General features: G+C 28.9%; 18 protein-coding genes, 1 pseudogene and 1 other annotated feature. Of the genes and pseudogenes, 1 reads left to right on the forward strand and 18 read right to left on the reverse strand.

Annotated features, from left to right (window positions below; translation table 11 throughout):
* Positions 1-16 precede the first annotated feature (16 nt).
* The 18 genes from scpB to FQB35_RS07410 form a co-directional block, all read right to left on the reverse strand.
* On the reverse strand, positions 17-553 hold the full coding sequence (gene scpB / locus FQB35_RS07325) for an SMC-Scp complex subunit ScpB (protein ID WP_148809354.1): 537 nt from the start codon (positions 551-553) through the stop codon (positions 17-19).
* Between the two features lie 5 nt (positions 554-558).
* Positions 559-1,311, reverse strand: a complete 753-nt coding sequence (locus FQB35_RS07330) for a segregation and condensation protein A (RefSeq protein WP_148810793.1) — start codon at positions 1,309-1,311, stop codon at positions 559-561.
* A gap of 136 nt (positions 1,312-1,447) precedes the next feature.
* Positions 1,448-2,614 (reverse strand): D-alanyl-D-alanine carboxypeptidase family protein, encoded by a 1,167-nt coding sequence (locus FQB35_RS07335; RefSeq protein WP_148809355.1) that lies wholly within the window; start codon positions 2,612-2,614, stop codon positions 1,448-1,450.
* A gap of 119 nt (positions 2,615-2,733) precedes the next feature.
* On the reverse strand, positions 2,734-3,621 hold the full coding sequence (gene xerD, locus FQB35_RS07340; RefSeq protein WP_148809356.1) for a site-specific tyrosine recombinase XerD: 888 nt from the start codon (positions 3,619-3,621) through the stop codon (positions 2,734-2,736).
* A gap of 81 nt (positions 3,622-3,702) precedes the next feature.
* Entirely contained in the window at positions 3,703-3,921 is a 219-nt protein-coding gene (locus FQB35_RS07345; protein ID WP_148809357.1) for a hypothetical protein, read from the reverse strand.
* Positions 3,922-3,942: 21 nt separating this feature from the next.
* Positions 3,943-4,581 carry a stage II sporulation protein M gene (spoIIM, locus tag FQB35_RS07350; protein ID WP_168198281.1) on the reverse strand — a complete coding sequence of 213 codons (639 nt, stop codon included), beginning with the start codon at positions 4,579-4,581 and terminating at the stop codon, positions 3,943-3,945.
* 335 nt (positions 4,582-4,916) lie between these two features.
* Positions 4,917-6,014, reverse strand: a complete 1,098-nt coding sequence (locus FQB35_RS07355) for a DUF3866 family protein (RefSeq protein ID WP_231701760.1) — start codon at positions 6,012-6,014, stop codon at positions 4,917-4,919.
* Between the two features lie 54 nt (positions 6,015-6,068).
* The gene (locus FQB35_RS07360) at positions 6,069-6,881 is read right to left on the reverse strand and encodes an MraY family glycosyltransferase (RefSeq protein WP_148809360.1); all 813 of its coding nucleotides are present in this window, start codon (positions 6,879-6,881) and stop codon (positions 6,069-6,071) included.
* A complete protein-coding gene (locus FQB35_RS07365; protein ID WP_148809361.1) occupies positions 6,881-7,567 on the reverse strand; it encodes a glycosyltransferase family 2 protein in 687 nt (228 codons plus the stop codon). Before FQB35_RS07365 ends, FQB35_RS07360 begins: the two co-directional genes overlap by 1 nt.
* 11 nt (positions 7,568-7,578) lie before the next feature.
* A complete protein-coding gene (steA, locus tag FQB35_RS16550) occupies positions 7,579-9,606 on the reverse strand; it encodes a putative cytokinetic ring protein SteA (protein WP_148809362.1) in 2,028 nt (675 codons plus the stop codon).
* A 221-nt stretch (positions 9,607-9,827) separates the two neighbouring features.
* Positions 9,828-10,619, reverse strand: coding sequence for a glutamate 5-kinase (proB, locus tag FQB35_RS07375; RefSeq protein ID WP_148809363.1), 792 nt, complete (start codon positions 10,617-10,619; stop codon positions 9,828-9,830).
* Between the two features lie 9 nt (positions 10,620-10,628).
* Positions 10,629-11,867: a glutamate-5-semialdehyde dehydrogenase gene (locus FQB35_RS07380; protein WP_148809364.1), complete on the reverse strand. Its 1,239-nt coding sequence runs from the start codon at positions 11,865-11,867 to the stop codon at positions 10,629-10,631.
* A 75-nt stretch (positions 11,868-11,942) separates the two neighbouring features.
* Positions 11,943-12,143 (reverse strand) — a binding site (T-box leader).
* Positions 12,144-12,208: 65 nt separating this feature from the next.
* Positions 12,209-13,639, reverse strand: coding sequence for an adenylosuccinate lyase (purB, locus tag FQB35_RS07385; RefSeq protein ID WP_148809365.1), 1,431 nt, complete (start codon positions 13,637-13,639; stop codon positions 12,209-12,211).
* A gap of 73 nt (positions 13,640-13,712) precedes the next feature.
* Positions 13,713-14,528 carry a PHP domain-containing protein gene (locus FQB35_RS07390; RefSeq protein ID WP_148809366.1) on the reverse strand — a complete coding sequence of 272 codons (816 nt, stop codon included), beginning with the start codon at positions 14,526-14,528 and terminating at the stop codon, positions 13,713-13,715.
* Positions 14,529-14,643: 115 nt separating this feature from the next.
* Complete coding sequence (gene spoVS / locus FQB35_RS07395) at positions 14,644-14,904, reverse strand: stage V sporulation protein SpoVS (protein ID WP_148809367.1); 261 nt, start codon at positions 14,902-14,904, stop codon at positions 14,644-14,646.
* Positions 14,905-15,064: 160 nt separating this feature from the next.
* Complete coding sequence (gene rny / locus FQB35_RS07400) at positions 15,065-16,606, reverse strand: ribonuclease Y (protein WP_148809368.1); 1,542 nt, start codon at positions 16,604-16,606, stop codon at positions 15,065-15,067.
* 267 nt (positions 16,607-16,873) lie between these two features.
* Positions 16,874-17,902 carry a recombinase RecA gene (gene recA / locus FQB35_RS07405; RefSeq protein ID WP_148809369.1) on the reverse strand — a complete coding sequence of 343 codons (1,029 nt, stop codon included), beginning with the start codon at positions 17,900-17,902 and terminating at the stop codon, positions 16,874-16,876.
* Positions 17,903-18,011: 109 nt separating this feature from the next.
* Complete coding sequence (locus FQB35_RS07410) at positions 18,012-19,241, reverse strand: competence/damage-inducible protein A (protein WP_148809370.1); 1,230 nt, start codon at positions 19,239-19,241, stop codon at positions 18,012-18,014.
* Positions 19,242-19,529: 288 nt separating this feature from the next.
* Here FQB35_RS07410 and FQB35_RS07415 point away from each other — a divergent pair.
* A pseudogene (locus FQB35_RS07415) lies at positions 19,530-20,747 on the forward strand (IS110 family RNA-guided transposase).
* The last annotated feature ends 71 nt before the right edge of the window (positions 20,748-20,818 follow it).

The raw sequence follows: 20,818 nt of genomic DNA on the forward strand, positions 1-20,818 counted from the left end.
AAAAAAAACCGATAAATTATTTATCGGTATAATCTAAAGCTTCAAAATCCTCTATCCTAGGTAAATCTTCTAAATTATTAAGCCCAAAAGATTTTAAAAATTTATCAGTAGTGCAATATAGGATAGGACGTCCTATTCTTTCTAATCTTCCGTTTTCAGCTATCAATTCTTTTTCTAAAAGAGTATTAATTGCTTTATCACTTTTTACTCCTCGAATAGCTTCAATTTCTGGCCTAGTGATAGGTTGATTATATGCTATAATTGCCAAAACCTCTAAAGCAGCTTGAGTTAAACCTTTATTTTGAATAGGAGTACATAACTTTTGAATATAATCAAAATATTTACTGTTTGTACATAATTGAAAACAGTTATTTACTTCTATTATTTGAATTCCTCTATCTTGTACCTCATATTCCTTTTTTAAATCTAATAAGCACTTTCTTATAAATTCAGGAGGTAAACTTATTATATCAGCAATAGTTTTAATATTTACTGGATCTCCCCATACAAACAGCATTGCTTCAATAATTGATTTGATTTTTTTTTCATCCATTTTTACTACACCTCATTATTTGCAATGTTTCTTTTTATGATAATATTTCCAAATATTTTATTTTGTTGTACAATAATAAGCTTTAATTTTATCAATTCTAAAAGTGCTAAGAAAGTTACAACAACTTCACTTCTATCAGAAGAATTTATAAATAATTGATCAAAGTCTAGTAAAGTATTTTTACTAATAATTTTTTTTATTTGCTCTATCTTATCTTCTATAGTTATTGCATCTCTTTTTATTTCTGTAATATGTATTCGATTTTTATTTATTCTTTTTCTTTTTTTTAATAACCTATTAAACGCATCTAGAAGGTCTTTAATATCTAGATCTACTAACTCGTTCTTATCATATTTAACAAATTGATCCAATTGTTCTGGATCCTTATAAAAAATTTTCGTATAAATTTCTTCACGTTTTTTGAACTCGATTGCTGCATTCTTAAATTTTTTATATTCAATAAGCCTTTTTACTAAATCTTGCCTTGGATCTTCTTCAACAATGTCCATCTCTAGTTGTTGTTCTTGTTTATTTGGAAGAAGCATTTTAGACTTAATTTCTATAAGCGTAGATGCCATAACTAAAAATTCACTGGTAATTTCTAAATCGAATTTTTTCATATTTTCAATATGCTGAATATACTGTTCTGCGATATCTGCAATAGGAATATTATATATATCTACTTTTGCTTTCTCAATCAAGTGAAACAACAGATCAAAAGGTCCTTCAAAAACTTCAAGTTTTACATTATATGACATTTTTTCACCTGCTTTATACTCTTTTAATATATTTAAAACCATACAACATTATACCACACTTATATATACAGAAAGAACTTATAAAATAAAAAAAGAAGCAACTACATATTATAGTGTAATCACTTCTTTTCGTTTTTTATTTAACAGTTTGAGTAATTATTTTATGAAATATATTTAAAAAAGAAGCAGCTTCCATTCCTTTCTCCGTTAAAATATCAACTCTTCCAATTTCTTGTCCATCTTTTGTTAAAATAATTTCACCCACTTTTTCATTTGCTTTAAAAGGTGCTTTTATATATTTAGGCAATATGATTTCCTTATAGACTTTATTCTCTTCACCTTTTCTTACCAAAGCACTTAAATTATCTTTAGCTACAACATTTATCTTTGTTTCTTTTCCTTTTTCAACTAGTAACTCATCAATAATTTGATTTTTCTTAACTATTGGAACAGCACTATAAGTAGCAAATCCATAATTAAGTAGTTTTTTTGCTTCTGCGAATCTTATTTTTGAAGTAGGACTTCCTAATATTACAGCTATTAGTGTAAGTCCGTTTTTTGTAGCAGAAGCAGATAAGCAATATTTAGCATCTGATGTATATCCTGTCTTTATACCATTTGCACCAGGATAAGTTTTAATGAGCTTATTAGTATTTGTTAACTGAAGATTCGTCTGTCTTTTATTAGGCAATCCTACTTTCATTGTTGACATCCAGATTGTTAAATATTCATGAATCTTAGGATATTTCAATAATTCCTTAGACATTAATGCAATATCATAAGCACTTGTATAATGTCCTTCTTGTGGTAATCCATTTGTATTCATAAACTGTGTATCATTCATTCCAAGTTCTTTTGCTTTTTGATTCATTCTTTTAATAAACATTTCTTCAGTTCCACTTATGTGTTCACCTAGCGCTACACATGCATCATTTGCAGAAGCTACTGAAATACCTTTTATAAGTTCTTCTACTGTTTTTTCTTCACCCGGCTCTAAATAAAGTTGACTTCCTCCCATTGAAGAAGCACGTTCACTAATAAGGACCTTATCATCTAAAGATATTTTTCCTTGATTAATAGCCTCCATCGCAAGTAACATGGTCATTATTTTGGTTACGCTAGCAGGGGGAAGCTTATCATGAATATTTTTTTCAAATATTATTTTTCCGCTTGAAGCATCCATCAAAATTGCAGATTTTGCATTTACATCAAACTCTTGGGCATTTCCAAATATAGAACAATTGCTAAATATTATTACAAAACATATAAAAAAAACAAATATTTTGTCATTTTTTAATCTCATGTAAAGTCCTCCTTGCTTTTTTATTTAGTTTTATCTTTTCCATCAATTACTTTTGTTATACACAAGAGGACAATTATCACATTACATGAAATTATTGATTAAATAACAAAAGAGCCTTTTTAGGCTCTTGGATGTGCTTTATTATAAACTTCTTTTATTTTATTCTTTGTCAGTAGTGTGTAAACTTGTGTCGTTGATATATCTGAATGACCTAACATTTCTTGAACTGATTTTAAATCTGCACCATTTTGAAGTAAATGTGTTGCAAATGAATGTCTTAAAGTATGAGGTGTAATTTTTTTATTAATTTTTGCCTTCTGTGTATACTTCTTTATTATTTTCCAAAATCCCTGTCGTGTTAGTCTGGTTCCATGGTAATTTACAAACAATGACATTTCTATTTTGTCTTTTACTAAATATTGTCGTACTTTATTAATATATTCATCTATAGCTTTTTTTGCTATAGACCCAATAGGAATTATTCTTTCTTTGTTTTGATTACTGCAACATGTAATATATCCCATATCTAAATTCAAATGAGAACAATCAAGGGCTACAAGTTCAGAAACACGTATACCTGTTGCATATAATAACTCTAGCATAGCTTTATCTCTTATTCCTATTTGATTATTATTATCTGGCTGAGCTAACAATAACTCTACTTCTTCTAAGGTTAGAATGTCTGGTAACTTTTTTTCAGATTTAGGAGATTCTAAATGAATAGTTGGATCTTTATCGATAAATTTCTCATTTAATAGAAATTGCGAAAAAGAACGTATAGATGCAAGATTCCTCGAAATAGTCGATGTAGCCTTGCCTAATTTTTGTAAATGCAATAAATAGGTTATAATTGTCGTCTTATTAACCTCTTTTACATCTAATATTTCTCTTCCCTTTAAATAATCTATAAATTGAGAAACATCCCTTTTATAAGATTCCAAGGTGTTTTTTGATAGTTCTTTTTCATAGGCTAAATAATGTATAAAATCATCTAAGTAAACATTCATAAAACTTGTCCCCTTTGTTTTTAAATGCATCTTATAATACTATTCAACAGATATCAAAAAAATCCTTTAATCTTTTTATTATTATTTTATATACCACATTATTAAATAGAAAAAGTTTTCTTGGAAATTATTTTCTTCTGTATAAGGACTTAATACAAACGTACTATTTCCTTTAGGTCTATTATTTCTGTCTTCAATTATTAATATATTAATTAATTTATCAATAATTTGAGGCAATAAAATAGAAAATATTATTAGAATTAATAAAATTTTTATAAATAGTCCAAAACGTTTCACCATTTCATACTCCCCTTAGATATTCTACATATACTTAGAGAGTGCTTTCATAAACACTGGTGTTATATAAGCTTCAATCATACATCCAAATATTATGAATAAGGAAATAAAAGAATTGATAGTACTATACAATATAAACTGTCTAAATGTGTTATCATTACTACTATAGGTTCTATTTTTCCTATTTCTAATGATCATTTTAGAAAAACCAATACCAATTACTCCTATAACGATAATACTTGGTATAATAAATAGATTTTGAGGAAATATAGAAATAAAAGAAAATAAAATTCCTTTAAATCCCAATTGTTCTACTAAGAATCCAACTGTAAAACCAATAATTAGTCCCCTTATTGCTATTAACAATAATATTAATGGCGCTCCTATAACTGTTATACCTAATATCCAAATTAAAGCTGCTGTTTGCAAATTATTTATCAACGATTGCTTCAGTATAGATGATGCATCAATAGATTTATTGCTCAGGACTTGAAAAAAACTTCTCATATAATTTATCAATTCTTGTTTTTGATTATCAGCTAAAGCTTTTACTGTGAATGCACCAGATGAAATTCCTATAATAAAAAACATACATACTATAAAATATATAAAAACATTTCCTTGTATATGCTTAAGCACAATTATTTGGAATCTTTTTATCAAAACAAATCCCCCTTTCTTGCATATATCTTATGTGTTATAAAATATTATGCAAAATAGAGGAATAATATGACTTGTCTATTATATTTTGTCCTATTTTTATAATTTATTATCTTCCCTTTAACAGTAATTTCAAGTAAAAATTAATCCTTTTTCTTTATACAACATTATAAACTTCCTCATTGGAATATTTTAGGACAAGTTTGCATATTATAGTGTAAAAATATTCTTAAAAGGATGGGATAATATGTATAAAGTTATAACACAGAACCAGCTTTATTTAATAGGTAAAGTCTCAGATTTATTAGAAGTTTTAGAAGACCTTTGCAATAAATATACTACTTTAGAATCTCTAATTGAGGATCATTTAAAATCTTAATACCCAATTCACCCGCTAAGCCAGCAGTAATAAAAAAATCTTTATCATTTTGAAAATCTCTACCCATTGTACGCATATTTATTGTTGAATTTTCTAATATCTCTGTTGTCTTTGTTGTATCCATATATAATATTTTATGTTTCTTTTGAATTTCAGTATTATCTATTTGTAAATTAATATACTCTTTTTTACTTTCTTCAAAATTTGGAATACCTACAACAGCACGAGTTTTACTTATTTTACTAAGAACAGTTAACGTATGATGACTTATACCTCTATGCCTCTTTCTAATATCAGCAAAACTTATTCTAGGAACAGCGATAGGAATTCCTCCTAAATCATTTGTTGCATCAATAATATTTCCTTGTTCTATACCACTAAAACCAAATTTAGTGCCTGTTCCAACAATTCCTGGTCCCATTGTCACCACAGCTATATCACATTTAATAATCTCTTTAGCTGCAATAAGCCCATTATAAATATTTACGCAATCTAAATCTCCTCCAAAAGCATTTCCAATAGTTATGGTACTAGCTATTAGTTTTTTTTCTTTTAAATCTTTTATAGTATTGCTTAAATCAATAGGAAGTGCTGCTCCATCAGTCATAATATAAGCAATTTTTATATTTTTGTTATACGTTTTTAAAACTTTTATAATTGGCGGCAGCATACTATGCAAAGTTCCTATTATAACAGGCATACCATTTAAAGACTTAAATTTATTAAAAATATCATGAAATATACTTCCTTGTTCTTCAGCAGCAAATACCTTTATCTGATATGGAGAATACCTTAGTTTCATAATATGCCCACCATTTGTTATATCTTTATTAGGACTATCTAAATTTGATACAACAAAGTGATATCCACCTGTCCCAAGGTTTAAATCTACAGCAGTAGTATTCAATAATAAAGAATCGCCTATTTTTACATCCCCAGTTAATCTATTATAATTAATAGCCTTGTAGTTATGATTATTTATTTCTACCAATATTTCAGTACTATTGATATTACATTTTAATATTTCAAGAACTTTCCCAACTTTAATACCTATCAATTTATCCCCTCTTTTCATAAAAATTTTTCATTATGAAAGAAAAAGGCAGATAAATTATCTACCCATTTCATCAAGATATTTTAATATTTTTACTCGTTGAATAGTCTCCGTTAAAGAATATTTTTCTGTATAAAGATGTATTAAAATTAAAAATCCTAATATAATTGTTCGTACATAAAAACCTGCAGAAATACATGCTATTCCTAATGAAATTCCTAATATATTTGAACCTACATCTCCCATCATAGACTTTGCCTTAAGATCACATGGTAAGTAGGCTAATACTGAACCAAATAATCCAAATAGTAGCAATCGAAATGTTTCAAAAATAGGATTCAAAACTATAACAATACCACTAAACAAAAAACCTTTTAATGCTCTACCAGGACGTAAGTCTAATAAATTTATAAAGTTAGTAAAAAGCGCTATAATTAATGTATTTATAAAAATGTTTAAAAAATCATCAGAAATAATTATACTTATTGTTAATGCAATTAATCCACCAAAAGCTGCTTTAAATCCACCCGTTGTTAATTTAAGCTTTAACATCATCTTAAAATGGCCCTTTAGACCAGTAACATTTCTATTTCCTAGTAAATCATCTAATAGCCCTGCTAATCCCATAGCTAAAGAACCTATCATAAATATTAAGCAAACAATAATATTACTTTTAGATTTCCAGATTAATAAAAAAACGGTCTGTATAGCGATCACCGGAATAAATACCAGCCCCATACCTACAGGAATATTTTCACCATTATAATTACTCCTTACACACCCTGATTCATACAATAGATCCAAAAACATAGGAATCAAAAATTTACTTATAAAAAATCCTACAACAAAATAAGTAAATAATATAAGCATTACTTTATCTCTCCTTTAGATTTTTGGAGTAATGTTAAAAATATTTGGTAAAATTGTTTTCCTCTATGCATAAAACTTTTTATATCTCTTCCTGTCTCTCTATGTGTCATATTTACATCTATTTCTTTAATTCTGAATCCCATATTTATAATATCAATAGTCATTCCTACCTCAACTCCATAATCTGATGGAAAGTCACCTAATTTTTTGAGTACCTTTGATTTAAAAGCTCTCTGTCCAGAAAGTGAAGTATTAATAGTACATCCAGTATAAAATTTCACACCATGTTTTGCTAAATTTTTAACAATTCCAAAACCGCCCTTTTTCTTAGGAGCAGAAAATCTTGCAATTGTAACATCTGCTTCATCTTTTATAATTGGAACAATCAATTTATCAACTTCTGATGCAGTTTTTCCAAGGTCTGCATCTAAAAAAACTACAATGCTACTTTCTTCTAATACTTTTTCTATTCCTAATTTTAAAGCAAATCCTTTCCCTTTATTGTTGTTCAAACGGTATGCTTCTACACCAGTACTACTAACAACATGATAGGTATCATCTTTAGATCCATCATCTAATACCACAATTCTATCTACATATCTTGAACCTTTTATTGCATAAATAGTATCTTTTATTCTATCAGCTTCATTATATGCAGGTACTAAAACAGTAATTGAATTAGACATGCAATCAACTCCTAATCTATAGTTATAAATCCTTCTGGAACTAATGCTTCAGCACTTTCTTTTTCTCCAAAATGACCTTCTCTTCCACTTACTACCATTAACATGGAAATTTTTCCAATGATTGTATCCACATTATCAACAGTAGAAATTCTTAATTTTTTATAATCTGGAATATTTGAATAATCGACACTTAATTTTTCAACCGCCATAACTGGAATATTTGCACCTTTAATACAATTAATAATTGGAACATCTACCTTAGTTAATAAACTTTTTTCTTCATCTATACTTCCTCCTGCTACAATAACATAATCTGTAGGAAATACAAGCTTATCTGTATAATCTATCATTTTTATATCTTTTAAATACTTTATAAACTTCATATCATTACCAGAAACCAGTGCATTACAAAATCTTTTTATTAATTGTACATGCAATTCTTCTTTGGAATCTCCAGTTAATTTAAACTTATTAGATAATTGAATTAATTTTTCTTCATCTGATGTAGAAAAATCTTTGACAATAATATTAGTTACACTATTAACCCCTGCTTTCTTAAAAGCATCTATTATTCCAGAATAATCATAATATTCACTTGTCTCTAATATAACTATATTTAAATCCTTTAACTTATCTTTTACTATTATTGGATAAATAGTATTGATAAACTTTTCATTTTTTTCTTTTTCTGAAGTTAATAATTCTATCTTCTCTTGTAAACTGTCTTGCTTAATCTTAAATTCATCAAATTTACTTTCTAATTGAGCAACAATTTGTTTCTGCTGCTCAACAATTAAATCTTGTCCATCTAACATAATGCCAATAAATATCCCTATTCCAATTGCTAAAAATATTGCAACAATCGTTATTACATAATACTTTAAATTAATTACCAAATGTGATACCTCCCTAAAAATTCCATTGGAAGAACAAATTTTAATTTTATAATAAATAATTTTTAATAATTGTTGCACTGTTGGAGACAATAATCCTACAATAAAAATAGGAATCATAGCTCCAAAGGCTAAACCAGCAAAGTGTTTAAACTTTACGCTTTCTCTGTATAGCTTATTAACACCTTTTGCATCTATAAGTTTTGATCCTACTTTTAATCGAACAAGAAAAGTGCTCGCCATACCTTTTCTACCTTTTTCAAGAAAATCTACCATATTCGAATGCGTACCCACAGCTACAATTAGTTCTGTTTCATTTTCGAATGCTAATAACATTGCAATATCTTCACTTGTTCCTGGAGCTGGAAATATTATACTTTCTAATCCTAGTTCCTTTATTCTTTTTAATCCTGGCGCTTCTCCATTTGGATAAGCATGTACAATTATTTCTTTACATACCCTTAAACATTCATCAGAAACACTATCCATATCACCAACAATAATATCAGGAACATAACCACACTCTATAAGAGCATCTCCACCACCATCAACACCAACTAATATAGGATTAAATTCTTCTATATAAGACCTTATAGCATGTAAATCTTCTTTATAGTTTTTCCCTCTCACAACAACTAGAGTGTGTCTACCTTTAAACTTAGTTTTAACTTTAGGAATTATTAAGTTTCCTAATAGCATATCTTTTTCTTTTTTTGCATATTCTAATGTGTTTTCAATAAATTTGTCTAATTCTTGTTGGAAGTTTATACTTGTTTCTTCTAATTTCATTTTAATTAATTGTTTCGTTAAGATTATTCCACTTCCAATATATTGTCCATTAATAAAAATTTTATTGTCAATAACCTCCAAGAAATCCCCATCATTAATAGCCTTAAAAACTTCAATTCCTACATTATCTAAAATAGGAATACCTGCTTTTTCTATAATCTCAGGCCCAAGATTAGGATATCTACCACTAATTGATTGATTAGCATTAATAATCATACGTGGTTTACACATAACCAAAGAATTCGCAGCTACTTCATCTAAGTCTTTATGGTTAATCACCGCAATTTCTCCAGGATTTAATCTTTTCACAAGTTCTTTAGTTTTCTTATCTATTCTTGCAATTGATTTTACTAACATATATTTCCTCCAATTGCTTTTTCATTAGTATTACTCTAATTTTATAAATAATACCTAAAAGCATCACTTTATAACAATCCCTATTATAACACAATTACTTCACATAATATATATATAGTGATGATTTTTGAATATTATATAAAATTATAATAAAAAAATACCACCTTTCCATCTACTACATAAATAGAAAGGTAGCATTTTTACTTAAATTCTCTTTTATTTTATCTTGGAACAAATAAAGTTGCTTTTTCAGTTCTATCTAATAATTTAAATAAAATATTCTCTTTTTTTCCATTAGCTAGGATCATTGGAATACCATAATTATTAACTTTTCTCGCTGCTTCAATTTTGGTAGCAATTCCTCCTGTTCCAAAAGCATTCACTTCTCCAATTTCAATATTTTCTAATAATTGATCAATATCTGATATTTGTTCTAATAATATTGCATCCTTATGATCTTTTGGATTTTTATTAAATATACCGTCAATATCACTAAACAAAATTAATAAATCTGCATTCCAAATATTTGTTGTAAGTGCTGCTAAAGTATCATTATCCCCAATTTTTATTTCGTCCACACTAACAGTATCATTTTCGTTAATAATTGGTATAACACCTTCATCTACTAAAGTAAATAAAGTGTTTCTAATATTTAAAGTTCTATTAGAATCAGAAAAATCTTCTCTAGTCAAAAGCATTTGTCCAATATGAATATTATATTCACTAAAAACTTTTCTATAAGCATCCATCAATTCTACCTGTCCAATAGCACATAGAGCTTGTTTATAATGAATGTCTTCTTTTCTCATCCACTTACCTATTGTCGCTACTCCTGCAATTCTTGCTCCCGAAGAAACCATAACTATTTGTTTTCCTTGATCTATTAAAAAATTTATTTGTTCGCTTAACTCTTGCAAAAATATCTTATTAACTGTTCCGTCTTCATTAGCTAATGTATTACTGCCAATCTTAATAACAATTTTTTTACTTTTATTTATAATTTCTGAAATCATAATATCCCTCTATTCCCTAATCTGTCCATTTCCAATAATTGTATATTTCACTGTTACCAATTCATTAAGTCCCATTGGCCCACGTGCATGTATTTTTTGTGTGCTAATTCCCATTTCTGCTCCAAAGCCAAATTGTCCACCATCTGTAAATCTAGTAGAAGCATTTACATATACAGCTGCGGCATCTACTTGACGTAAAAACTTATTTGCATTTGTTAAGCTTTCTGTCAAAATTGCTTCTGAATGTTTTGTACCATATTTCCGAATATGAAAAATAGCATCATCAACATTTTCCACTACCTTAACAGCTAAAATATAATCCAAATATTCTTTATACCAATCTTCTTCTATTGCAGAATTAACTGGAATAATCTTTTTTGTCTCTTGACAACCACGTATCTCTACTCGTTCTATTAAACGATCATATAATTTAGGCAAAAACAAGTTAGCTATTTTTTTATGAACTAATACAGTTTCACAAGCATTACAAACTCCTGGACGCTGAACCTTTGCATTTTCAATAATATCTATAGATTTTTTAATATCTGCTGTTTCATCTACAAATATATGACAGTTACCTACACCAGTTTCAATCGTTGGTACTGTAGCATTCTTTACAACAAATTGAATTAAGTCCTTTCCCCCTCTTGGAATAATTACATCTATATATTCATTTAATGTTAGCATTTCTTTTACCACTGATCTATCAATATCATCTATAAATTCAATAACATTTTCAGAAACAGGACTCTTTTTTAAACCTTCTTTAATAGCATATACTAAAGCATTATTAGAATTAATAGATGAAGAACTTCCACGAAGCAAAATGCAATTTCCACTTTTTAACGCAAGAGAAAAAGCATCTACTGTTACATTTGGCCTTGATTCATAAATAATACCAATAACACCTAAAGGTACTGTCATCTTACTTAATGTTAAGCCATTTTCTAAAGTCCATAACTCATTGCTCTTCCATACAGGATCTTTTAATTCAATAATATTGTGAATACCTTCTATCATATCATCAATTCTTTCTTCACTTAAGCATAATCTATCAATTAAGCTTTCTTTCATATTATCTTTCTTTGCTTTTTCAACATCTTTTTTATTTTCTTCTAAAATAAATGCCTTATATTCTTTTAAACTAAGCCCTACTTGATATAAAGCTTCGTTTTTAAGTTTAGTATCCATAGTAGCTAATATTTCTGAAGCTTTGCATAACTTTTTACATTTATCAACTAAAGTCATCTATATCACCCTTTCTTAATAAGATTATCATACAATTTCAAATAATTTAATTCATAAATAAAAAACTCCCATCCCTAAAGGGACGAGAGTATACCCGCGGTACCACCCTAATTAGCAATTAGCTCACTTAAACAATCGTAACGTGATCGCACCCGTAATGACTTAATTCGCCACATGCTCCAGAGTGGGTTCAAAGAGTTAGTTTATAAGACTCTCACCAATGTCTTACTCTCTGTAAAACATCACTCTTTTACTATTCTCCTTCAAAGCATCGATATATTTATTTTAAAATGATTATATCTAAAAATTATATATATGTCAATGTATTAATTCTTAATATTCTATACTTTCAAATCAACTTCTATTCCTAAAAGTTCTTTATTAGATTCTATAATAGGATCAATATGTGCTTCAATGAATTCAGATACTTGTTCAGAAGCTCTTCCTATAAACAATTTAGGATTTGTTAAATTATTAATATCTTCTTTTGAAAGACCAAACGTTTCATCATTTGCTATTCTTATCAATAGATCATTTGCTTTACCTTCTTGCTTTACTACCTTTGCTGCTTCCATAGAATGTACTCTAATTTTTTCATGTAACTCTTGTCTGTCTCCACCTCTTTTTACAGCTTCCATCAAAATATTTTCTGTAGCCATAAAAGGCAATTCATTCATAACATGTTGCTGAATAACTTTTTCATAAACTACCAATCCTGATGATATATTAATGCATATATCAAGTATTGCATCTACTGCTAAAAAGGCTTCTGGTATAGAAATTCTTTTATTCGCTGAATCATCTAAAGTTCTTTCAAACCATTGTGTAGAGGTTGTCATAGCTGTATTCATTGAAGATGCTATTACATATCTAGCAAGAGATGCAACTCTTTCGCTTCTCATAGGATTTCTTTTATAAGCCATAGCTGAAGAACCAATTTGATTAGCCTCAAAAGGTTCTTCAACTTCCTTCAGATGTTGAAGTAATCGTATATCATTTGTCATCTTATGTAGGCTTTGTGCAATTCCACTTAAAACAGAATGTACTTTATAATCTAATTTTCTTGAATATGTTTGTCCCGTTACAGGAAAAGTTTTATCAAATCCTAATTTCTTAGCTACTAATTTATCTAATTCTTTTACTTTTTCATGATTCTCATCAAAAAGTTTTAAAAAACTTGCTTGTGTTCCTGTTGTTCCCTTTACTCCTCTTAATTTGATATTTAACAATAAATTCTCAATATCTTCAAAATCCATAAGAAGATCCATTAACCAAAGGGTAGCTCTCTTCCCTACAGTTGTTAATTGAGCAGGTTGAAAATGTGTGAAACCTAAAGTAGGTAGATCTTTATATTCTTTTGCAAATTTAGAAAGCTTATTCATTAGATTAATTGTTTTTTTTCTAATAATCGTCATTGCTTTCTTTATAATAATAATATCTGTATTATCTCCAACATAGGCACTTGTTGCCCCAAGATGTATAATTGGCTTAGCTTTTGGACATTGTACACCAAAGGCATATACATGTGACATTACATCATGTCTTGTTTCTTTTTCTCTTGCTATTGCAACATCATAATTAATGTTATCGCAAAACTTCTTCATCTCATCTATTTGTTCATCAGATATTTCTAATCCTAATTCTTTTTGAGATTCAGCAAGGGCAATCCAAAGTTTTCTCCAAGTTTTAAATTTTTCATCTGAAGAAAATATTTCTGCCATTTCTTTGCTTGCATATCGCGTAATTAATGGATTTTCATAAACTTTTGCCAATTTTTTTTCTCCTTTCATTCAATATTAATCTAAGCTTATTATATTCTACATATTTCTCCAATATCCTTCATAATTACTTATTTTTCATCTTTATAATTTTATCGTAACTTATGGAAACTTTTCCAATAGCAGGTACTCCATTCACAATCTCATCATGATAGTCTGATCCTCCAGTAACAAAAATATTATGTTTTCTTGCTAATCGTAAATAAATCTTATTATGAAAAGGTAAATGTTTTGTGTGATAAACTTCTATTCCTTCAATACCTTTGTAAATCAAACTTTCTACATTGATTTTTTCATCAATTAATCCTGGATGAGCCAAAACAGGAATACCATTAGCTCTCTTTATAATTTTTATTGCATCATCTACTGTTAGTTTAAATCTTTCAACATAAGCAGCTTTTCCTTTTTGTAATAGTTTTTCGAAAGCTTCTTGTACTGAAGATACATACCCCTTATCAATAAGAACTCGAGCTATATGCGGCCTTCCAATCGATCCTTTTTTTACTTTATCATAAACTTCTAAAAGAGTGATATCATAATTCAACTTTCTTAACTTCTCTATAATTAGTTTTGCTCTTTTAAGTCTATAATTTTTAATATTATTTGTAATTCTTACAATTTCAGAATTCTTATAATCTATAAAATATCCTAATATATGAATTTCAATCTGATTATAAAGTGTACTAAACTCTATCCCCGGGATAATTACAAAATCATTATATTTTTTTGATGCTTCTATAGCTTCTTCAATACCATCTACAGTATCATGATCTGTTATGGATATACCTTTCAACCCCAGCTTTTTTGACCACCTTACAATTTCAGTAGGCGAAAAAATTCCATCAGATGCACTAGTATGAACATGCATATCTATGTTATCCATAAATTCACCCCAATTTTAACTTTAAAGCTATATTATAGTATACGTAAATTTTAAAAACATTATCAAACTCCTATTTCATACAAAAAACCTGCTTTAAAAGCAGGTTTTATGTATACTATCTTGGTTCTACAATTAATTTTATAGCTGTTCTTTCTTCCCCGTCTATTGTTATATCTGTAAAAGCAGGGATGCAAATTAAGTCAACACCACTAGGAGCAACAAATCCTCTCGCTATAGCTACTGCTTTTACTGCTTGATTTAGAGCACCTGCACCAATAGCCTGGATTTCAGCGCCCCCACGTTCTCTTAAAACGCCAGCTAATGCTCCTGCAACAGAATTTGGACTTGATTTTGCTGATACTTTTAATACTTCCATGATTATAGCCCCCTTAAAATTAAGATTAAGATTTGGTTTTATTTAACAAATATATTTTGTTTAATGTATTCTACAAATATACTAAAAATCCTTTTTTTAAATGATAAATTAGAAAATTTTTAAAAATTATATTAAAAAATAAAAGAAGCTAAAGCTTCTTTTATTTTGCATATTCAATAGCTCTTGTTTCTCTTATAACATTGACTTTTATTTGACCAGGATATTCTAATTCATTTTCTATTTTCTTTGTTATTTCACGAGCTAAGTAAATAATGTCTTCATCTGACATTACTTCTGGTTTTACCATAATCCTTATCTCTCTACCTGCTTGAATAGCAAATGATTTCTCTACTCCATCACTTGAATTTGCTATTTCCTCAAGTTTTTGTAAACGTTTAATATATGTTTCAAGTGTTTCTCTTCTTGCACCTGGTCTTGCTGCGGATATGGCATCTGCTGCTGTTACTAATACAGCTTCTACCGTTTGTGGCTCATAATCTCCATGATGAGTAGACATAGCATGTATCACTTCATTAGATTCCTTATATTTTTTAAGCAAATCTATTCCTATGTCTACATGTGTACCTTCAATTTCATGATCCACAGCTTTACCAATATCATGAAGCAATCCTGCTCTTTTTGCTAATTTTACATCAGCACCTAGTTCAGCAGCCATTAAACCTGCTAAATGAGATACTTCTATAGAATGTTTTAAAACGTTTTGGCCATAACTAGTTCTATATTTTAATCTACCTAATAATTTAATTAACTCTGGATGAAGACTGTGAACACCAGTTTCAAATGTAGCTTGCTCACCTTCTTCTTTAATAATATTATTTACTTCTTTTTTTGCTTTCTCTACCATTTCTTCAATTCTTGCTGGATGAATTCTTCCATCAACTATAAGTTTTTCTAGTGCTATTCTTGCTACTTCTCTTCTTATCGGATCAAAACCTGATAATATAACTGCTTCTGGTGTATCATCAATTATTAAATCTATTCCAGTTAATGTTTCTAAAGCTCGTATATTTCTTCCTTCTCTACCAATAATTCTTCCCTTCATTTCATCATTTGGAAGACTTACTACAGACACTGTAGTTTCAGCAACATGATCTGCTGCACATTTCTGGATAGCATAAGATATGATTTCTCTTGCTTTCTTTTCTCCATCCTCTTTAGCTTTTTGCTCAATTTCTTTGATCATCATTGCAGCTTCATGTTTTACTTCTTTTTTTGTATCATTTAAAAGTAATTCTCTGGCTTGTTCAGATGTAAGACCTGATATTCTTTCTAATTCTTCAAGTTGCTTTTGATAAATTCCCTCTATTTGCTCATTTTTCTCAGTTATTTCTTTTATCTTCTTATTTAAAATTTCATCTTTCTTTTCTAAATTATCAACTTTTTTATCTAATGTCTCTTCTTTTTGTTGTAGCCTTCTCTCAAACCTTTGTAACTCATTTCGTCTTTCTCTAATTTCTCTATCAAGTTCATTTCTTAATCGATGAACTTCTTCTTTAGCTTCAAGTAAAATCTCTTTCTTTGCTGTTTCAGCTTGCTTTTGAGCTTCTATAATTATTTCATTTGCTTTTTGCTCTGCATTATTAATTTTACCTTCAGCAATATTTTTTCTAATAAGATAACCTACTCCAATACCTATAATAACGGCTACAATTATCAAAACTATAATATAAATCAGATTAATACATAAACACCTCCCCTACTTAAACGTAACAAAACAACAAAACCGAGAAACCTCGGTTTTTAAATCTTTCACTATGGGTTTATAGAGTAAAAATTTAAAACACTAGCCAGGCCTCTTAATTTATAAACAGATACACCAATATCTGTTATAATTGTATATCTTTTTTAATATACTGTCAAGTTGAACTTCATGATTGAATCTTATCACTTTATTGTAATAATATATTTAAATATTTATTCAAAAAAAACCCTAAAAAGGGTTTTTATATTAACTATCTGCTGTAACAGATTGCGCATTTTCATTTATTAGAGGAAGATTATATTGTTCCCTTATTTTGTTTTCAATTTCTAAACAAATTTCAGGATTTTCAATTAAAAATTGCTTTGCATTTTCTCTTCCTTGCCCCATTTTTTGTTCTTCATAGCTATACCAAGAACCTGCCTTTTTTATGATATCTTTTTTAACAGCACAATCCAATATTCCACCTTCGCGTGAAATTCCAGTTCCATACATTATATCAAATTCAGCTATTTTAAAAGGAGGTGCCACTTTATTTTTTACAACTTTTACTCTCGTTCTGTTTCCTACTATATCCTCACCTTGTTTAATAGATTCAACCCTTCTTACATCTAATCTAACAGAAGCATAAAATTTAAGCGCCCTTCCTCCAGTCGTTGTTTCTGGATTTCCAAACATAACGCCTACTTTTTCTCTTAGTTGGTTAATAAATATTGTAGATGTTTTAGATTTATTTATGACACCAGCAAGTTTTCTTAATGCTTGAGACATAAGTCTTGCTTGCAATCCAACATGACTATCTCCCATATCTCCTTGTATCTCAGCCTTTGGAACAAGTGCTGCAACAGAATCTACAACAATTACATCAATAGCTCCACTTCTAACTAAAGCTTCACATATTTCTAATGCTTGTTCTCCAGTATCTGGTTGTGATACAACCAATTCATCTATATTTACCCCTAAATTTTTTGCATAAACAGGATCTAATGCATGTTCAGCATCTATAAAAGCTGCAACACCACCTTGTTTTTGAGCTTCTGCAATAACATGTAGTGCAACTGTTGTCTTACCTGAAGATTCTGGTCCATATATTTCTATAATTCTACCCCTAGGTATACCCCCTATTCCTATAGCAATATCTAAATCCAATGAACCAGTAGAAATAGATTCAACATTTAATTTAGCTACGTCCTCTCCAAGTTTCATTATAGAACCTTTACCAAATTGTTTTTCTATTTGCCCCATGGCGATTTCCAATGCTTTTCTTTTTCCATCCATGATTATCCAGATGTTATATCTGGTTGTCACCTACCTTTCACAATTATCGAACAAACGTTCTGGTTATAATTATATATTATTCTTTTTATATGGTCAATAATAATATTTTTTATTTTAAAATCAATCTTATCATATTAAGCGCAAGCATTGTTGTGTAATTTCTTATTTTATTTCTATCTCCCCAAATATTATATTTATTACATATAACATTTCCTTCATAAGCTATTGCAATATATACTAAACCTACAGGTTTTTCTTTTGTTCCCCCTGTAGGACCTGCTATACCTGTTACAGCCAAACATAAATCACTCTTAGTTTTTTCTTTAAGCCCTAAAGCCATTTCTTTAGCAGTCTCTTCACTTACTGCACCATATTTTTCTAAAGTATTTAAACTCACACCTAACTCTTGTACTTTTGCTTCGTTGCTATATGTTACAATACTTCTATCTAAGCATTTTGAAATGCCTGAAATAGAAGTTAACTTAGAAGATATTAAACCTCCCGTACACGACTCTGCAAAAGAAATACTACATTCTTTTTCTAATAATTTTTTCGCAACAACTTCAACCAATTCCTCATCATCATAACTATATATATATTGGCTCAATCTATTTTTTATTTCTTTAATTATTAACTCAACACCTCTATTTGCTTCATCTATATTCTCAGCTTTCATAGTAATCCGTACACTAACCTCTCCTTCTTTTGCATAGGTTGCAATAGTTGGATTAGTTTGATTAGATATTAAATCTGTTAACGCAGTTTCAAGAGCTGACTCACCAATACCGAAAAATCTTAAAACTTTGGAATAAATTATACATTCCGATTTAGTCCTTAAATAATCTTTAACATAACTATCAAACATAGCTCTCATTTCTTTTGGTGGTCCTGGTAAAGTTATAATTATTTTTCCATCATTTTCAATGATGAATCCAGGTGCAGTTCCACAATCATTTGGTAAAACTATACTATCTTTCGGTATATATGCTTGTTTTAAATTATTTTTATTCATAGGTCTTTTAATATTTTTAAAATATTTACATATTTTCTCATAAGAAGGTTTATGTAGTTCTAATTTTTTACCTACTACTTTTGCAATTATTTCCTTTGTAAGGTCATCCTGTGTTGGTCCTAAGCCACCTGTTGTAATAATTAAATCAGATTTAGACATAGCATAAGCTAATGTTTCTTTTAGCCTATCACTATTATCTCCAACGGTATAATGGTAATATACATTTAATCCCAATTCATTTAACTGTTGAGATAAATATACTGCATTTGTATTTATAATTTGACCAAATAAAATCTCTGTACCAACACTTATAATTGAACAATTCATAACAAATCTCCTTGTATACTATATTTAGGTTAATAAAGGCAACCTATAATCCTTTATTAGCTGAAAGATTATACAAAAAAGAGTATAATCAAAATATTAGATAGAGTGATGTCGTAGTCTCCTTGAGGTAAGACCTCGTACTTGAAAGACTGACACCTCTGTCTGATAAACAGATTACGAATAAGTTGGATGTTGACTAATAAGTTTAGTACTTCGAATATGCAACAAGGCGGTAACGTTTATCAGATTAGAGGAACTATCTAAAATAAATTTATAGTGGTGATGGAAATGTTTTATTTAGGTATTGATATTGGAAAAAACAATCATGTAGCTTCGCTAATAAATGAAAAAGGAAAAATTATTTTTAAGGCTTTTTCCTTTTCAAATACTACAAATGGTGGTGAAAGCTTAATTACTAAGTTAAACAATTTCATTAGATCTGTTAATGATGTTGAAATAGGTATGGAAGCTACTGGTCACTATTGGTTATCCATTTACTCATTTCTTGTGGAAAAAGGTTTTGTCATTCATGTTGTAAACCCTATCCAAACTGATGGTTGGCGTAAAGGTATTGAAATCAGAAAGCGTAAAACAGATATCATTGATTCTGTTTTAATTGCAGATCTTATTCGTTATGGTGATTTTTCTGGAAACTTCCTTAGCCGATGAAAAATACCATATCACTTCGCAACCTTTCTCGCTTTTAGAAACTATCTCATCAGTTCTATAGGTGACCTTAAACGTAAAAACCATTTGTGTCTTAGACCAAGTTTTTTTCCTGAATATCAATCTATCTTTTTCTGATATTTTTTTGGACAAACATCAAAGGAAATTTTTGCTTCATTTCAGCTCTCCAAGTGATTTTCGAAAAATATTTCATCTGAAAAAGTTAGACAAAGTTTTATCTGAAATCACTATGAAAAAAATTTTGCTACTAATAAAAATCAAACAACTTTCTCGTGTAGCTAAAAAAATTCTTTTTGGTATAAGCTTTTTGTTTAGATAGCTTTTGCTCTTCAATTAAAAACTATTAATTGAGCAGATTAACTTTATTGAAAAGTCAGGTCAAAAGATATAGAAAAAGCAAATAAACACTTTTACTTGATAAAAATCAATTCTCCTATTACTACAATACCTGGTATTGGCAACGTAACAGCTGCAACTATACTTGGCGAAATAGGTGATATCTCAAGATTTTCAAACCCTTCAAAGCTTGTTGCTTATGCTGGAATTGATGCTTCTGTTTCACAATCTGGTGAATATCAAAGTACAAATAACAAAATGAGTAAACGTGGATCGCCCTATCTTAGAAAGGCTCTCTTTAGTGCTGCTTTAGTTACCTCTAACTGTGACCCTGTTTTTAAAGCTTTTTACCAGAAGAAACGTTCAGAAGGAAAACATCACCTAACGGCTATTGGAGCTGTCGCTCGTAAACTTTGCTACACAATTCATGCTATTTTAAAAAATAATTGTCCTTATGAGGTGAGACTACCTAATAACGAGTAATTGATATTATTTCCCATATTTTTACTTATACTTGCCTCACGCAGGTCTTTTTGTCATGCATTTTTATTCAC

The organism is Crassaminicella thermophila, assembly GCF_008152325.1.
GTDB lineage: Bacteria > Bacillota > Clostridia > Peptostreptococcales > Thermotaleaceae > Crassaminicella_A > Crassaminicella_A thermophila.

Coding starts and splice junctions, on each gene's coding strand:
- spoVS (WP_148809367.1), bottom strand. CDS start 14,904: ATGGAAGTATTAAAAGTATCAGCAAAATCAAGTCCAAATTCTGTTGCA.
- FQB35_RS07335 (WP_148809355.1), bottom strand. CDS start 2,614: ATGAGATTAAAAAATGACAAAATATTTGTTTTTTTTATATGTTTTGTA.
- recA (WP_148809369.1), bottom strand. CDS start 17,902: ATGGATGGAAAAAGAAAAGCATTGGAAATCGCCATGGGGCAAATAGAA.
- FQB35_RS07410 (WP_148809370.1), bottom strand. CDS start 19,241: ATGAATTGTTCAATTATAAGTGTTGGTACAGAGATTTTATTTGGTCAA.
- FQB35_RS07380 (WP_148809364.1), bottom strand. CDS start 11,867: ATGACTTTAGTTGATAAATGTAAAAAGTTATGCAAAGCTTCAGAAATA.
- proB (WP_148809363.1), bottom strand. CDS start 10,619: ATGATTTCAGAAATTATAAATAAAAGTAAAAAAATTGTTATTAAGATT.
- FQB35_RS07330 (WP_148810793.1), bottom strand. CDS start 1,311: ATGTCATATAATGTAAAACTTGAAGTTTTTGAAGGACCTTTTGATCTG.
- FQB35_RS07365 (WP_148809361.1), bottom strand. CDS start 7,567: ATGTCTAATTCAATTACTGTTTTAGTACCTGCATATAATGAAGCTGAT.
- scpB (WP_148809354.1), bottom strand. CDS start 553: ATGGATGAAAAAAAAATCAAATCAATTATTGAAGCAATGCTGTTTGTA.
- steA (WP_148809362.1), bottom strand. CDS start 9,606: ATGTTAGTAAAATCAATTGCAAGAATAGATAAGAAAACTAAAGAACTT.
- xerD (WP_148809356.1), bottom strand. CDS start 3,621: ATGAATGTTTACTTAGATGATTTTATACATTATTTAGCCTATGAAAAA.
- FQB35_RS07360 (WP_148809360.1), bottom strand. CDS start 6,881: ATGCTTATATTATTTACTTATTTTGTTGTAGGATTTTTTATAAGTAAA.
- FQB35_RS07390 (WP_148809366.1), bottom strand. CDS start 14,528: ATGGATAACATAGATATGCATGTTCATACTAGTGCATCTGATGGAATT.
- FQB35_RS07345 (WP_148809357.1), bottom strand. CDS start 3,921: ATGGTGAAACGTTTTGGACTATTTATAAAAATTTTATTAATTCTAATA.